The 15,338-nt window shown below is 65.8% G+C and carries 12 protein-coding genes; 4 read left to right on the forward strand and 8 right to left on the reverse strand.

The annotated features are described in order from the left end of the window. The first annotated feature begins 229 nt into the window (after positions 1–229). Complete coding sequence (locus BQ2383_RS00620; RefSeq protein WP_167381503.1) at positions 230–3,196, forward strand: NACHT domain-containing protein; 2,967 nt, start codon at positions 230–232, stop codon at positions 3,194–3,196. A 30-nt stretch (positions 3,197–3,226) separates the two neighbouring features. Here BQ2383_RS00620 and BQ2383_RS00625 read toward each other — a convergent pair whose 3' ends face one another. Next, the gene (locus BQ2383_RS00625; RefSeq protein ID WP_091027604.1) at positions 3,227–3,811 is read right to left on the reverse strand and encodes a recombinase family protein; all 585 of its coding nucleotides are present in this window, start codon (positions 3,809–3,811) and stop codon (positions 3,227–3,229) included. A gap of 345 nt (positions 3,812–4,156) precedes the next feature. Further along, positions 4,157–4,729 carry a hypothetical protein gene (locus BQ2383_RS00630; RefSeq protein ID WP_140403274.1) on the reverse strand — a complete coding sequence of 191 codons (573 nt, stop codon included), beginning with the start codon at positions 4,727–4,729 and terminating at the stop codon, positions 4,157–4,159. 167 nt (positions 4,730–4,896) lie between these two features. Here BQ2383_RS00630 and BQ2383_RS19270 point away from each other — a divergent pair, with 167 nt between their 5' ends. After that, a complete protein-coding gene (locus BQ2383_RS19270) occupies positions 4,897–5,112 on the forward strand; it encodes a hypothetical protein (protein WP_091027609.1) in 216 nt (71 codons plus the stop codon). A 37-nt stretch (positions 5,113–5,149) separates the two neighbouring features. On the opposite strand, the gene BQ2383_RS00640 is transcribed toward BQ2383_RS19270, so the two are convergent. From BQ2383_RS00640 to BQ2383_RS00665, 6 genes are read right to left on the reverse strand one after another with little or no spacing between them, the layout of a single operon-like run. Then, positions 5,150–5,899, reverse strand: coding sequence for a sugar isomerase domain-containing protein (locus BQ2383_RS00640; protein WP_208617594.1), 750 nt, complete (start codon positions 5,897–5,899; stop codon positions 5,150–5,152). 22 nt (positions 5,900–5,921) lie between these two features. Then, positions 5,922–7,187 (reverse strand): hypothetical protein, encoded by a 1,266-nt coding sequence (locus BQ2383_RS00645; protein ID WP_091027616.1) that lies wholly within the window; start codon positions 7,185–7,187, stop codon positions 5,922–5,924. Further along, positions 7,181–8,128: an N-acetylglucosamine kinase gene (locus BQ2383_RS00650; RefSeq protein ID WP_091027620.1), complete on the reverse strand. Its 948-nt coding sequence runs from the start codon at positions 8,126–8,128 to the stop codon at positions 7,181–7,183. The genes BQ2383_RS00645 and BQ2383_RS00650 overlap by 7 nt, the downstream gene beginning before the upstream one ends. Further along, entirely contained in the window at positions 8,125–9,030 is a 906-nt protein-coding gene (locus BQ2383_RS00655) for a carbohydrate ABC transporter permease (protein WP_091027623.1), read from the reverse strand. Before BQ2383_RS00655 ends, BQ2383_RS00650 begins: the two co-directional genes overlap by 4 nt. Further along, the gene (locus BQ2383_RS00660) at positions 9,030–9,956 is read right to left on the reverse strand and encodes a carbohydrate ABC transporter permease (RefSeq protein WP_244175837.1); all 927 of its coding nucleotides are present in this window, start codon (positions 9,954–9,956) and stop codon (positions 9,030–9,032) included. Before BQ2383_RS00660 ends, BQ2383_RS00655 begins: the two co-directional genes overlap by 1 nt. Next, the gene (locus tag BQ2383_RS00665) at positions 9,953–11,230 is read right to left on the reverse strand and encodes an ABC transporter substrate-binding protein (RefSeq protein ID WP_091027627.1); all 1,278 of its coding nucleotides are present in this window, start codon (positions 11,228–11,230) and stop codon (positions 9,953–9,955) included. The genes BQ2383_RS00660 and BQ2383_RS00665 overlap by 4 nt, the downstream gene beginning before the upstream one ends. A gap of 187 nt (positions 11,231–11,417) precedes the next feature. On the opposite strand from BQ2383_RS00665, the gene BQ2383_RS00670 reads away from it, so the two are divergent. Together BQ2383_RS00670 and BQ2383_RS00675 are read left to right on the forward strand one after the other, a co-directional pair. Continuing rightward, positions 11,418–12,203, forward strand: a complete 786-nt coding sequence (locus BQ2383_RS00670; protein WP_091027630.1) for a GntR family transcriptional regulator — start codon at positions 11,418–11,420, stop codon at positions 12,201–12,203. A 99-nt stretch (positions 12,204–12,302) separates the two neighbouring features. After that, positions 12,303–15,284: a beta-N-acetylglucosaminidase domain-containing protein gene (locus BQ2383_RS00675; RefSeq protein WP_091027633.1), complete on the forward strand. Its 2,982-nt coding sequence runs from the start codon at positions 12,303–12,305 to the stop codon at positions 15,282–15,284. Positions 15,285–15,338 lie beyond the last annotated feature (54 nt).

Below are 15,338 nucleotides of genomic sequence, written 5' to 3' on the forward strand. Positions count from 1 at the left end.
CAGGTCACTCTTCATGTTCTCCACCGCAGGGCCGAACACGAAGAGCCCAACGGGCCGTTGGGCAGATGACTCGCGCCCCTCCCCTGCAGCCACGGCTGCGGCCGCGAGCGCCACTGAAAGGCGTAATCTTGTCAGCTGCGTTGCGAACCTGTCCGTTCCGACGCCGGTCCTCGATCCGCTAGCAGTACCTCTATGCTTCGTACAGCAATGTTGCTTACACGGGGGAATCATGGATGCTGAGCTGCTAGCGCTATTTGTGCAGATGGTCGAGTCTGGGGTCAACCTGAGCTTCGAGGCAGTTCGTCGTAAGAAGACGAAGGACAACCTTCGCCTCTCAGAAGCGTTCCGCTCGCTCGATCCGCAGGCTCTCTGGGACTCGATCAGCCCAGTGTCTCTCGCAACGTTCATGCGAGGCGGTGTTTCCGCGAACGCCGTCAAGAAGATGATGGAACAGACCGAGTTCAACGCCCTTAGCCGCGAACTCTTCCTGGCATGCGTTGCGGATCCCGCAGGCTCGACGACCACGGAAACGGCAAGGGCGTCTCTCCAGTTGTACTCGGAGATCGGTTTGCAGCCGGAGGCTTCGCGTGAGGACGCGCGCGCTTTCGGGGAGGCTCTTTCGACGCGGCTAGTTGAGTTGTCGCAGGTGGCGTCGCGCACTCTTCACGAAGCGGACCCATCGCTCGCTCAGCAGCTCCAGCAAACCGCTTTACTCAAGCGACTTGTATCCATGCTTGATGTTGTCTCGGCCCATCATGATGCATTGGTGCGCCTCGCCGACCCTGACACCCGCGAGCCTCGGCGCGTCTTCGTCGAGGCCTACCGTCGAGCTTGCATCGAGAGACATGGCTACATCACACCGCCGGATTTTGAGACTAATCGAAAGCTCCCGATCGAGCAGTTGTACGTAGCACCGAACATCCGCGAGAGGGGCGCACCCGATCGCGAGCAAGGCAAGTCTGTCGCTGAATTTGCGTTAACCATTGATCGCTCGGTAGTGCTCGGAGACCCGGGGGGTGGTAAGTCAACACTTTCGGCTTTCATCGCCTCAACTTTCGCGAAGCAAGACGGCCCGGTCCCGTTCCATGTCACGCTACGAAACTTCGCTGCTTTCAGCGAAGACATCTCACTACTCGACTTCATCGAACGCGAGTTGAAGCCTCGCTACCAGGTCGCACCCGTCCCCGGACTGGTCGAAGATCTACTCGTAACCGGGAAAGCCATCGTCATCTTCGACGGCTTAGACGAGCTGATTGACGCATCGAAACGAAGGGAAGTGACGAAGAGCGTAGAGCTTTTCGGCGTGCGATACCCCAACACCCCCATCCTCATCACGTCGCGTCGCGTCGGGTACGATCAAGCTCGGCTCGACCCGGCAATCTTCGATGCGTACCTCATAGATGGCTTCGAAGACTCGGAAGTCGAGCGCTACGTGAACAACTGGTTCCAGCTGCAAGACGAGTATGACGAACAAGAGGCCGCTGAGCAGGCTGAGGCGTTCGTGCAGCAGAGCGCAGCCGTACCGGATCTGCGGACGAACCCACTGATGCTTGCTCTCATGTGCATCATCTTTCGCGGCGAGAACTACATCCCCCGGAACAGACCCGCTGTTTACGAAAAATGCGCCACCCTTCTGTTCGAGAAGTGGGACGGTCATCGCGGTATCGAGGTGCCGCTGCAAGCTCGGGATCACGTCGACTCCGCAATGAAGTACATCGCGTATCGGTTCATCACTTCCGGTTCTGGCGACTCTGGAATCGAAGAGAAGCTCGTGGTCAGCATGCTTGCTGAGTATCTTCACCCCCGCGCCGTGGATAGCGCTGAGAGCGCAGCTCGAGCCGCTAAAGAATTTGTCGACTACTGCGCGGGGCGCGCATGGGTCTTTACGGACGCTGGGCTGACCAGCGATGACGAACCCATCTTCACGTTCACCCACCGAACCTTCATGGAGTATTTTGCCGCGGTTCACTTGACGCGCATCACAGATACTCCGGAGGCGCTCGCAAACCTTCTACTGCCGTACGTCGCTCGTGAAGAGTGGGACGTAGTGGCTCAGCTCGCTCTTCAGCAGGTAGATGGCAAGACCGATCAGGGCACCGCACGTGCTCTAGGGGCCATGCTTGGGGAACGGCGGAAGCGGTCAACTAGCAACCGAGGCAACGTGCTAGCTTTCATCGCCCGATGCCTATCTTTTGCGGTCATTCCGCCTGCGCTTGTCCGAAAGATAGCAAGCGCCTGCGTGCAGCACGCCCTCAACCAATCACCTAGTTTGCGGATGATGGGTGAGGGGGGAAAGCCGCTGCATATTTTGAGGGGCTCCACTCTTGGCCTCGAAGCCGAATACGCTGCCGACCAGGTCAAGACTGATCTAGGGGCTGCGCTCGGGAGCGAACCCCACCGGCGCGCGGCTCTCTACATCGCTCTGTATTGGCTTGCGCGTGATCAGCTCAATGAGATGATGGGCGTGAGTCCGGAAGTGGAATGGCTCTCCGCGGATGTGTCCTTCGCTGAGGAAAACCGTGAGCTTCTTGCCTCTGTCGCCGACCCGGTCTTCATGATCCCTCAGCTTTTTGCTTGGCATGGGATCGCCCCTGTCGAAGAGGCCCGAGTTTCCGTGAGCGAGTCTTCGAGTGACTTCTGCTCTCGCTATTTTGACGAACAGAAACTCACATCGGGACTTTATGTCGGACCCTCCCTAAGCGAGCTGTTCTTCTACGGGACGAACCTCCATTGGGAGGTGTATAGCAGTCGCCAACAGGACTGGTTCGCGGCCTTCTGTGGCGGGTTCGTCGAGGACTTCGCGAGTATGAACCGCCGGCTGCCTGATTCTCCGGCGCGACGCCGCCTGTCAGCGCGTCGGGTGTTCATGTTCTACGGCGCGACGGTTCCATCGAACCAATCTGTGACAGATGCAGTCCTCATCACGCATCTCGCGTCTATCGAACTGTTCGTCTCTGCCGCTCCGAACCGAAGGAATCAATCCTCCCACCGCGAACTCTTCACCAGGCACTGGCAGCGGGATGACGACGGAGAACCGCTCGCTGCTCTACGCGCAGGCGCAAGCGCACCGATCGCTGAGTTCGCGAGGCAATGGTTCGACCGCGAGAAAACTGTATTCGAGAACTCTTTAATCAACGACCCCGGAAGGACTATCCGCCCCACAGTGGCCCGCAGCGGCGCAGCGACAGTTGCCTGAAGTTTGTCAGCGGCGAGGCTCGTCGCGCTCTCAAGCCCTTGCAACCGCCTCAGTGGGGCGATCAGCCCGGGCGCGCCTGACACTTGACGCTCCCACACCCAGTACACGCCCGATGCTCTCCCAGCTCTGGTGCTCGGCGCGCATCCTCTCGGCGGTCGCGATCCGCTCGGGCGTCATCACGCTCGGCCGGCCGCCGACGCGGCCCTGGCTGCGTGCGTAATTGAGGCCGCGCTGTGTGTTGTCTCGGATGGTGTCGACGCGGAGCTGTGCGAATACGGCGACGATGCCGTAGAGCGCCCGCCTCATCGGGGTTGTCGTGTCGATCATGGGTTCGGTGAGACTGACGATGTTAACCTGGCGGGCGTCGAGGTCCTGTAGCGTCTCGATGAGAATGCGCTCACTGCCTGCAGGGCGATCGAGGCGGCGGACCTTGAGGGTGTCCCCCCGGTCTGAGGTAGTCGAGACACGCGAGCCATTGCGGTCGTTCGGTGACGCGGCTGGATTCGCCGTGATCGCGAACACTCTTGCGCAGCCCGCGGCGCGCAACTCGGCTTCCTGCGCCTCAGGGTTCTGCTCTCGCTTCGAGACGCGGGCGTACCCGACTTCGTGTGCCATGCCGAAAACGGTACCGCCGAAGTTCCGGCGCGTTTAAGTTTCGGCAGGGGGTTCGGCAGTTCGATCATCGGCGTGTCGCCCACCTGGTGACTGGAGGTGACGAGACTGCCGGAAACGATCGTTTCGGTGAGTGCCTGCGTATTTCAGTGAAACTCGCGACCGGGCTCTGGGCTCCGGCGTTCCCCGCCGCGCGCTGCATCGTCCCGATGTGAGGCTACTTCGAGTGGACGGGCGAGAAAGGGGACGAGGCCCCCACTTTCTCCACGGTGACGGGCTCTGTAGCCGGGCTCGCCTGGTCGATAGAGTTCGCCCCTAATCGAGCCCGTCGCTTGGGCGCGGCGCAGCCTACTGTGCGCGCTCCGCCGGTTTTGGTGTGTCAGGCATATGAAGGAAGGTGTTCTGCCAGCTGATGTCCTTGTAGAGGCTGCGCAGGCTTCTTGTTCGCCGCCAGATACCCACTCGTTCTCTGATGAGCATTACCCCAATCGCGGCGCTTCCCGCGGCGAAGAGCCCGAAGCAGACGTACGTCGCCCACAGCGGTACATCAAGGATCGATTCCCCGAGAATTGTGGCGACGAACCCCCAGGAGCAGAGAGCCGACATTCCGAATACAAGCACGCACGCGCCGATTGTCGACCAGAGGAGGTGAGAACCGTCGTTGCGTCTTGCGACACGCTTCGCGCGCAGTTGCGCTCGCGTGGCGAGCTCGAGCATCAGACCGGTCGCTGCTTCCGCAGCCCGGTCAGTGATCTCGGAGCCCACGCGCGGGTCTTTCGAGACGCTGACCTCTTCAAGCATCTTCCGCGCATCGTCGAGCGATGACCAGTTGCGCGCTCTCCACCAGCCGCCGATCGCACTGAGGACCGCTACACCTGCCGTCACAGCGGGAACCACTGCCAGCGCCGTTGACCATTCCACTCGATGGATCCTATCCGCGTGACCCGGCTCGTGCTGGACACGCGACCTCGAGCGGAGGGCGCGTTCGCATCGATGCAAAGTCGGTCCGGTTCACCCGCTTGCAGTGGCACCGTGCCGAAACTGGCGCCGGCTCCTCGCGAACTCAGCGCCGGTCTGGAACGACAGGTGTGGCGACCGGAGGCTGGCTCGTCAGTGTGATGTTCAGCTTTACTGCCACCTTCGCCTTTGTCGGGAGCTGGGTGCTCCCGACGGTGGCGATCGTCGCACTGCCGCTGACGTCGACGCTGTCTGCGGCGTTCCACGTGGCTGTCTGCGCGCGCTCGCACGCGGCGCAGTCAGCAGTGGCGTCACGGCGACCTGTCACCCTGACGCCGGTCGCCTGACTCTCTCCGGACGCCGCCCGACGACAAGACCTCCCGCTCAGGGCTCGATCGGCCGCACCCGGGAACCGTAGGCGGTGTACAGCGCAGCGTTGTGCGCGTCCCCCTCGGGCAGGTTCGCCGAGATGAAGACCGGTGCGGCACCGGTACTCCGCTTCAGCTCGCGGGTGATCCCTTCGGCCAGCATCTGCGCGATGAGGATGCCGGTGAGGTTCGACACCGCACCGATGCGCACTCCGTCGCCGAGATCGATGGTGGCATCGCCCGCAGGAGCGCAGTTGTCGATGACGACATCCGCCTGATCGGCGAGGTTGCGACCCGAGTCGTCCCTCGTGGCGACGCTGGCGTTGTGGATGCGGGAGGTGATCGCCACGATCGGATGCCCGTGCGAGCGAGCGAGCGCCGCCATCTCGACGATCGCGGCGTTGATGCCCGAGTTCGACACGATGACGAACGCGTCCTCGGGCTGCGGTGCCGCCAGCTCGTAGATCCGTGCCGCGAGACCGGGGGTGCGTTCGTACTTAGGATCGAGGATGTCGGCGGCCGCGACGTCGCCGAACAGCACGAGGTCCTTGACCGCCATCATCCCCACGGCGGCCAGACCCCCGGCGCGACCGGCGAGCTCGAGCGTGACGGCGCGGGAGTGACCCGTTCCGAACGCCTGGACGATGCCACCGCGGCCGATGGCGTCGGTGAGCAGAACGGTCGCCTGCGCGATCGCCTCCTGCTGCGTCTCCAGTACCCGACCGATGTGGTCGAGCGCCATCCTGGGATAGGCGAGTTCGGTCATCATGCCCCTTTCAGGAGAGCGTTCATGTGGCGACGGTGGTGTTCGCATCGGCATCAGCCTCGGCGAGCAGACCGAGGGCGGCCTCGACGATCGCCTCGCCGCTTCCCGCGGCCACCGGGCTGACGACGGTCTCATAGCTCAGCGGAGCTTCGCGATCCGGAACGTAGCCGAGGTAGCCGTTGGTGTACCCGAGAACGACGGTCGGGTACGCCGGGTACCCCGCGCGGATCTGCTCGGCCAGCCCGAGATACAGCTCGGCGGGGACCGCGACCAGGCGCACGGCGTCGATGACGCCGACCTCGATCGTGACGCTGTGCTGGGTGGTCGACAACCTGGTCCGGCTCTCCTCGGCGAGCGCGATGCCCTGCTCGAGCACGGCTTGCCGGCGCGCCGAGAACGGGTCCTGCGATGCTTCCGCGGCGTGGTCGGCCGTGTCGGGCAGCGGGGGTCTCGCCGGGAGGTCGAGCGTCACCGCCAGCGGGGCCGCCAGCGATGCGTCCCCTTCTGGATGCTCGTCGTCGGCGCCCGCGCGGAGCGTGGAGCGCACGGCGTCGGCGACCCGTGACGCGATGCGGTCGATCTCGGCCGTGTCCCGCGCCTGCCGCGTCGTCCGCGTGCTGATGTCGCCGGCAGCGCCGGTCGCAGCGACCACCCACTCGGCCTCGGATGCCAGCGCCCGCCGGATTCCGCCGGTGAGATCAGCGCTCGTGAGTCTGTTGTCCGGAGGGAGGACGGTGGGATGCACGGGCGAGACCACGAGCATCCCGCGCAGGCGAGGCGCCTGGCCCGCGGGGCCGCTCGCCTCGAAGAGAAGGACATCGATCGGCACCTGAGGGGTCTCGTCCGGTGGCACGTTGCGGCGCCCGCCGACACCGGAGACGATGCTCCGCACGGCTCGCACCCGGCCCGGCTCCTCCGCGGCGATCGCGCTCCGGATCGCGACGAGTGCCGACGCGACGACCCGTTCGGCCAGCGCCTCCGGAGTCGCCGCCCCACCGGGGTAGCATCCGGCCTCGGGAGTGGAGTGCGCATGAGTCGCGGAGACCCACACCCGCGAGACGCCGAGGTCGTCGGCGGCCGCACGGATCCGCGCGACGAGGTCGGTGTTGACGCAGATGAGGTCGATGATGAGGAGCACCAGCCGTGAGGAGTCTCCGCCGACGCTGATGGCGTGCACCTCGAGCGGTTCGATCGAGCCGAGAACGCCCTCCGTCCGGTCGATATAGCCTCCGAGAGGCTCGCCCAGGACGACGCTCAGCCTGGCCTCCCCGTGTCCGATCATCAGCACAGCGACCCCTCTTCCCAGGCGCGGATCGCCTTCTCATAAAGACCCGCGCGTTCACCGCGAGCCCGCTCCTGCGCGATGTGGATCCCGCCGGCGAGTGCGTCGCTCAGGGGATCCGAGAGAGTGAGCCCCCTGGCCTGCAGTTCACGGTCGAGCGTCGCGCGGAGGTACGTGTTGGCGGCGAGCATCCGGCCCGAGTAGCTGATCGGGAACCCCGGAGCGTGCGCCGCCGTCGCCGCGATCGTCTCGGCGAGATCGACGGCCGCACCGTTCAGGATCGAGCCCGCCACCGCATCGCCGGCCTCAGCCGCCCGCGCGACGTCGACGGCGAACGATGCCACGGACGGGGTCGAGGTCGAGCCGTCCCGGTAGAACCGCTGCAGGGCGGCGATCGAGACGTCTCCCCCCAGCCTGCCGCGGAGTTCCGCGGAGAGGGTGGTGGGGATGTGGGCGCCGTCGATCGCCGCCGCCGCCGCCCTCAGGCCGGCGAGACCGATCGCGTAGGCACTGCCGCGATCCCCCAGCGTCGGCCCCCATCCGTCGGCTGACTTCGCCGATCCCTGCTCGTCGATGCTGAGGACGATGCTTCCCGTCCCCGCGCACACGATGGTCCCCGGTCCGGCGATCGCGCCGGCGTGCGCGAGGATGGCATCGTCGAGCAGCAGCACGGGCGCTGCGAGTTCGCGCTCGAGGGCGGCGGCCAGGGCTGCACGCTCCGCAGGCTCGCCGGGAACACCCGTGAGGCCGAGGACGACATGGTCGAGGGTCTGCGCCGCATCGGCGTCGGCCCGCGCTTCCTGCACCGAGGCGACGATCGAAGCGTGGTCCTCACGCTCACCCGCGTAGACGAACCCCGATCCACGTCCCTCCGACTCGCCGTTCGCGCCGACGATGCGCATCCGGAGGCCGGACTTGCCGCCGTCGATCGCAGCGACCGCGCTCACTTGCTGATTCCCGCGGTCAGGCCCGACATGATCTGTTTCGAGGCGAACGCGAAGACCAGGGCGAGCGGAAGCAGCGCGATGATCAGACCGGCGAACAGGGTGCCGCGGTCGGCCGAGTACTCCCCGAAGAACTGGGTGAGACCGACGGGGATCGTGTACTTGTCTGTGTCGCGCAGGAGCACCAGCGGGTAGAAGAAGTCGTTCCAGGTCGGCGCGAACTGGAAGATCGTCACGACCGCCAGTGCGGGTCTGACCAAAGGCAGGATGACCGACCAGAAGATGCGTCCGTCGTTCGCACCATCCAGACGAGCCGCCTCTTCCAGCTCGACCGGAAGCCCGCGCATGAACCCCATCAGTACGAACATCGTGAACGGGATGCCGCTGGCGGCGTAGAGCAGGATGAGTCCGAGATGGGTGTCGACGAGGCCGCCCGCCTGGAACATGTAATAGATCGGCAGCAGGCCCAGCTTCGCGGGGACCATCAGACCGGCGATGAAGAAGGCGGCCAGGAACGCCCGTCCGCGGAAGACCCGTCGCGTGATGACGAAGGCCGCAGCGACCGAGACGGTCACGCACAGCGCGACCGAGCAGATGGTGATGAACACGGAGTTGATGAAATAGGTGCCCAGCGACGCGGATTCCCACGCCCGCACGTAGTTCGACAGATCGAAGCTCGTCGGCAGCGCGATGGGATTCTGCAGGATCTCGTTGGTGGGTCGCAGCGATCCGAGGAGCACGAGCAGGATCGGTCCGAACGCGATCGCCGCGTAGATCCACAGCACCGCCTGCACCCCGATGCGGGTGCCGAGCCCGGCCCGAGCGCGACGGCGCGGCGACGAGGAGGCTGCCGACTCAGGGGGCGGGGCTTTCGGCGTGCGCGGCCGTGTGAGTGTGGAAGTCATCAGGCCTCCCGGCGCCGAAGGAGTCGTTCGAGGGCGATCGCCACACCGAACACGAGGATGAACATGAGCACGGCCATAGCCGAGGAGTCTCCGATGGCGTTGGTCCCGCCATCGAACGCGAGTCGGTAGTACAGGAGGCCGAGCACGTCCATCGACCCGGACGGTCCGCCGTTCGAACCGCCGAGGGCGTAGACGAGATCGAAGATGTTGAAGCATCCGATGAAGGTGAGCACCGTGATGACGCCGACGGCCGGCATGATCAGCGGGAATCGCACCGCCCAGAAGAGACGCCAGTGGGAGGCCCCGTCCAACTGGGCCGCCTCTTCGAGTTCGGCCGGGATGCCGCCCAACGCTGCTCCGAAGATCAGCAGCGGCCCGCCGATCCACTGCCAGGCGTTGATCAGGATGAGCACGGGCAGCGCGGTGTTCGGCTGACCGAGCCACGGAAGTGCGAAGGCGTCGAGACCGATGGCCCGGAGCGCCTCGTTGATCGGCCCGAACGTGGGGCTGAGGAGCATCGCCCACAGGTAGCCGACGATGAGCGGGCTGAGCAGATAGGGCGTGGAGTACAGGGTCTGGAACAGCCGCTTGCCGCGCTTCGTCCGATGCAGCAGTACCGCCAGTCCCAGGCCGATCGTGTTCTGCACCGCCATCGTGCCGATGAAGAAGAGCACGTTGTGCCAGAGCGCGGCGCCGAGCTGCTCGTTCACCGGATAGCGCGTGAACAGCTCGACGTAGTTCCCGAATCCCACGAAGGCATCCGGCGTGGTCCCCTTCCAGGTGAAGAGGCCGTAGACGAACGCGGTGAAGATCGGGACGATCACCAGCACGGTGTACAACACGAGCGCGGGGCCGCTGAACAACGCGATCCACCCGAACGAGACATGCTCGGGCGAGTAGCGGCCCCGCGCTCGTGTCCGCATCATGAGCGGGGCTTGAACCACTGATCGACACCCTGCTGGATCTTGTCCGCCGCGCCGCCCGCATCGATCTCGTCGAGGATCAGGCTCGAGAACGAGGAGGACGCGAGGTCCCAGGCACCGGGGGTACCACCGGAGAAGTAGGCATAGGTGATGTACGGGCTCGGTTCGGCGGCGTACGCCTCCACCGCTTCGGCGAGCAGCGGATCGGACGGCGTCACACCGGGGACGGGCGAGATCTGCGCGAGCTCATCCGTGAACGCCTGGCCGAAGTCGGCGGTCGCCATCCACTGCACGAGCTCGAGCGCGGCCTCTTTGTTGTCGCTGGCGTCCGAGACGCCGAAGGAGCCATCGACGTATCCGGGCACCGGCACACCCGAGCCGTCGGGAGCCGGCGCGTTGAAGATGCCGAGTTCGAGGTCGGGGTTGGCTTTGCGGAAGTTCGCCAGCTCCCAGATGCCTCCGGGGAATGCAGCGGCCTTGCCGGAGGTGAAGAGCGCCTGTGCGTCTTCATAGCTGGTGCCCTGGTAGGCGTCCCCCCAGTAGTCGCGAGTGCTGGTCCACGCATCGACCGAGTCCACCCACGGCGTATCGGTGAAAGATGCTTCGCCGTCGAGCATCTTCTCGAGGTAGGGGGTGCCGCCATAGGTGCCGGCGCCGAAGATCTCCTGCTCGATGGGCAGCATCCAGGTGTCGGTCACCGTGTTGGCGAGCGGGGTGACGCCCGAGGCCTTGATCTCGTCGAACGCGCTGATCATCTCGTCCCAGGTCGTCGGCTCCTCGAGCCCGAGCTCGTCGAAGACAGCCTTGTTGTAGATGACGTGCAGCGTCTGGATCGCGAAGGGAACACCGTAAACCGCGCCGTCCGAGACGCCGCGGGCGCCGTCCAGGACCGACGGCGAGAAGTCGGCGAGCTCGGAGACCTCGTCATCGAGGGCGACCAGGTCACCGGACTCCACGAGCGGCTGCAGCAGTCCGTAGGAGCGCAGCTGGGCGACATCCGGGCCGCTCGCATCCTTGAGCCCGGTCGAGAGGATGGTGTCGTACTCGGTGTTGAGGTAGGGCACGTACTCGACGGTCACGCCGGGGTGCTCCTTCTCGAAGGCGGCGAAGATCTTGTCGTACGTCTTGGCGTCCTCCTGCCTCCATCCCCATACCGTGATCGTGGAGTCGTCGCCCTCCGCGCCGGCGGGACCGGCGCTCGGTGCGCATGCGGCGAGGACGAGTGTGCTGACGGTCAGTGCTCCTGCCGCCAGCGTGGCCTTTCTGAACTTCGACATCGTGCTCCTCTTGGTGGGACTGTTCCGAATCGGATTCGGTCAGTGATGAGGCGGTGCATGTGTAGGTGGGGCCACCGTAATACTGGTCTATACCGTTTGTCAACGGTCCGGTATAGACCAATCTCCCACCCCACCGGCCTAAGATGACTCACTACGCGCGCAAGCGCATGAGAAGGAGCTTTCCACGGTGGCACGGTCGAAGCATTCCGACGGCGGCGAGGAGATTGGCCTGCTGGCCGTGCAGGTGGGAGACCTCACCGGCGAACCGGGCAAGGGTGAGCAGATCCGCAAGGCGCTCGCGGCCTTCGCCGCCTCCTCCCGGCCAGACACCCTACTGCCGTCCGAGCGGGTTCTCGCCGAGCAGTTCGGGGTCGCGAGGATGACGGTCCGCGGGGCGATCGACAGCTTGGAATCGGCGGGCCTGGTCCGCCGGGAGCCCGGTCGCGGCGCCTTCGTGCAGCACCCGCGACTGACCCATTCGGAGATCTTCCGATCCTTCACGGAGGACATGCGATTCCGCGGGATGGAGCCCGGCGCGCGGGACTTCTCCGCCCGCCTCGAAGCCGCTACCGAGGCCGTCGCGGCCGCGCTCGACATCGCCGAAGGCGACCCGGTCGTGCGCATCGAGCGCGTCAGGACCGCCGACGGCACGGCCATGGCATACGAGACGACGAACCTGCCAGCCTCGCGTTTTCCCGATCTGATCGAGAAGATGTCCGAGACGGATTCCCTCTACGAGGTACTCGATCGCTCCTACGGCGTGCGCCCGGAGAACGCCGAGCAGACCGTGGCCATCGACCGGCTCTCCCCTGAGGATGCGGTGCGCCTGGAGACCCAGGCCGGCGAGCCCTGTTTCGCGATCGAGCGCAAGGCGCGCGACAACATGGGCAAGACGGTCGAGTTCGGTCGATCGCTCTATCGCGGGGACCGCTACGTGATCGAGATGCACGTAGGGCGCGCCGCCGACGGATGACGCGGAATCGAAGAGCACCCTTGACAGCCAAACTGCTCTAGACCAGTATCTGGCGTACGCGCCGCAATCCGTGCGGCCCTGCCAGAAGGGCGCTCTCCCATGAAGTCCTCTCCACGTCTCTCCCGCGCGCGGCGCAGAACGGCCCTCGGGCTGATCACGTCCGCAACACTCGTCGCGGGGCTCGCGACTCCGATCGCCGCCTCCGCACTCGACACCGCTCCGGCCGTCGCCGCCGCGCCCTCCGACGTCGCCACCGCGACCACCGCCACCGGGCCCGTCATCTGGCCCAAGCCGCAGCAGCTGACCTCATCCGGACAGCAGATGACCCTGCCGTCGAGCGTCACCCTCGTCGCCCCCAGCGGTGCCGATCCTGCAGCAGTGGCCCTGACCAAGTCGCTGCTGACCGCCACCGGCACGGCTTCGACCGTGTCGAGCACCGATCCCGGATCCGGCGCGACCGTGTACGTGGGCGGGCCCTCCGAGAATGCAGCGAGCGCCGCCGCGCTAACAGCCCTCGGCGCCACCGGTCCCGCAGGTCTCGCCGCCGACGGATACGTCCTCGCTGCCGGAACCGATGCGCAGGGTCGCATGCGCGTCGTGCTCTCCGGTGTAGACAAGGCCGGCACCTACTACGCGGCGCAGAGCCTTCGACAGGTGCTGACGGCGGGCACCAACGGAAGCAAGGTCTGGAAGCTCACGGTGCGCGACGCCCCCGCCTTCAAGGTGCGCGCAGGGATGCAGTCTTTCTACAGCGACCCGGACCACTGGTCGCTCGATCAGGAGAAGTCCCACATCGAGTTCCTCGCCCGGAACAAGATGGACACGTACTTCTACGGCCCCGCGCAGGATCTGCACACCGGCAACCTCTGGTCGACGAAGTACTCCGGCACCGACCTCGCGGAGATCCAGCAGATCGTCACGCTGAGCGCCGCCCGTCACGTCGAGTACATCTACCGCGTCTCGCCGCAGGCTCCCATGGCTCCGGCCCTCGGCATGTGCTTCTCGACCCCCGGCCAGACGGATCTGCTCATCGATCGCTTCGAGCAGCTGTGGGACGTGGGCGTGCGCCGATTCACCGTCGCGTGGGATGACATCCCCGACGACTTCAGCTGCGCTACCGACAAGGCGACCTACGGAAGCGGGACGAGCAGCCTCGGAACCTCGGATCAGGCGCTGGCATCGCTGCAGGCCGGAGTCGTCAACGAGGTGCAGGCCTGGCTCGACACCAAGACGGGTGCGCGGCCGCTGATGGTCGTTCCCACCGAGTACTTCGGCACTCAGACGAGCCAGTACCGCACCCGCCTCGCCCAGCAGGTGACGCCCAAGGCGACGATGTTCTGGAGCGGACGAGAAGTCATCTCGCCGACGATTCCGCTCGGCGACCTCACGGCCGCGAAGAGCGCCTTCGGTGGACGACCGATCGCGATCTGGGACAACTATCCGGTCAACGACTACGCCGACCGGTTCGATGCCGACCGGCTGCTGCTCGGACCGCTCGAAGGCCGGGACAAGACGCTCGCGGGCGCAAGCGAGGGCATCTACTTCAACGCGATGAACGAGGCCGAGTTCTCGCAGCTCGCCCTGTTCACCGCGGCGGACTTCGCCTGGAACCCGGACGCATACGATGCCGCGTCCTCCTGGGAGGCCTCGGTGGCCGCGCTCGGCGGCACTCGCACGGCGGCGCTGCGCGCATTCGCGGAGAACAACTACGCCTCGTCGCTGAGTTCGGTGGAATCACCCGGGATCGGCGCGAAGATCGCCGCCTTCCGCAACGCGTGGCACGCGAACAGCGGCGTCGCCGCCGCCGGAACCGAGCTCACCGCCGCCTTCACGGCACTCAAGAACAGCGTCACGACGCTCCGCGAACCCGGGGCCAATCCGTTCCTGAAGGCGGAGGGCGTCCGCTGGCTCGACAAGGCGAGCCTCTACGGCCAGGCCGGCGAACTGGCCGTAGCGGCTCTGGTCGCCGAGAGCGCGGGCGACACCACGACGATGAATCAAAAGCGCACTCAGCTGGTTGCGCTCGTCGCGCAGATCAGCGCGAATGAGGCCCGAGTGGGCGTCGGCGTTCTCGACCCGTTCCTGTCGTTCGCGCTGGCGCGGGGAACAGAACTCGGCGACCTCGCCGGCACCGGACGCTCAGACCTCCTCGGCGTGATGGCGGACGGGACCCTCAAGGCCTATCCGAACGTCTCGACCACGAGCGGGCAGTCCAACCAGGACGGCGCCACGTACTTCGGAACCGAGTCGTACACGGTGGGTTCCGGGTACTCGGCCGCCCGCCTGCCCATCGTCGGCGAATTCTGCGGTGACCGGCAGCTCGACATCGTTCAGGTCGAATCGACGGGCGCGCTGAGATACCGCGCCAACTCCGGGTCGTTCGGGAGCCTGTACGCCGCACCCGTGCAGATCGGGCAGAACTGGCAGGGCAACCTGAGCCTCAAGGCGACCGATCTGAATGCCGACGGACGCGCGGATCTCCTGGGCGTGCTGGCCAACGGAGACCTGATGGCGTACCGCAACACCGGGTGTACCAACAACGTGCCCGCGTTCACGGATCCCGGAGTGAAGGTCGGACAGGGGTGGTCGTCGTCGCAGCTGCCGATCGTCGGCGATCTGTGCGGCGACCGCGACTCCGACATCCTCACCATCGACGGGGCCGGCGCGCTTCGCGCATTCGACAACAACGGCTCGTTCACCGGGTCGATGTTCTCCACCACCGGGCTCGTCGGGACGGGGTGGGGAGGCACGCTGAAGCTGGAAGCCGTCGAACTGAACGGCGACGGACGGGCCGACCTGCTGGCGGTGCTCGGTGACGGGAAGCTGTTCGCCTATCGGAACACCGGATGCTCGGGAGGAATCCCGACGTTCGCACCCCGCGTGCAGGTCGGGTCCGACTGGAGCGCGTCTCGACTGCCGGTTGTAACTGATCTGAACGGCGACTCGCAGGCGGATCTGCTGACGACCGACTCCGCGGGCACGCTGCTGGAGTTCGTCAACACCGGCGTCTTCACGGGGAACATGTTCACCCCGGGGAACCGCGTCGGGCAGGGGTGGCAGGGCGCCCTGTTCATCCTCTGATCGCGACGGCGGCGGGGAGCGTGCCGAATGGCATACTCCCCGCCGTCTGCGTCC

It is taken from the genome of Microbacterium oxydans (assembly GCF_900095745.1).
GTDB classification, from domain to species: Bacteria; Actinomycetota; Actinomycetes; order Actinomycetales; family Microbacteriaceae; genus Microbacterium; species Microbacterium oxydans_B.

Bases quoted from the DNA above. Each gene is read 5' to 3' on its own strand.
- BQ2383_RS00675 (WP_091027633.1), top strand. From the start codon at position 12,303: ATGAAGTCCTCTCCACGTCTCTCCCGCGCGCGGCGCAGAACGGCCCTC.
- BQ2383_RS00665 (WP_091027627.1), bottom strand. From the start codon at position 11,230: ATGTCGAAGTTCAGAAAGGCCACGCTGGCGGCAGGAGCACTGACCGTC.
- BQ2383_RS00655 (WP_091027623.1), bottom strand. From the start codon at position 9,030: ATGACTTCCACACTCACACGGCCGCGCACGCCGAAAGCCCCGCCCCCT.
- BQ2383_RS00640 (WP_208617594.1), bottom strand. From the start codon at position 5,899: ATGACCGAACTCGCCTATCCCAGGATGGCGCTCGACCACATCGGTCGG.
- BQ2383_RS00625 (WP_091027604.1), bottom strand. From the start codon at position 3,811: ATGGCACACGAAGTCGGGTACGCCCGCGTCTCGAAGCGAGAGCAGAAC.
- BQ2383_RS00620 (WP_167381503.1), top strand. From the start codon at position 230: ATGGATGCTGAGCTGCTAGCGCTATTTGTGCAGATGGTCGAGTCTGGG.
- BQ2383_RS00660 (WP_244175837.1), bottom strand. From the start codon at position 9,956: ATGATGCGGACACGAGCGCGGGGCCGCTACTCGCCCGAGCATGTCTCG.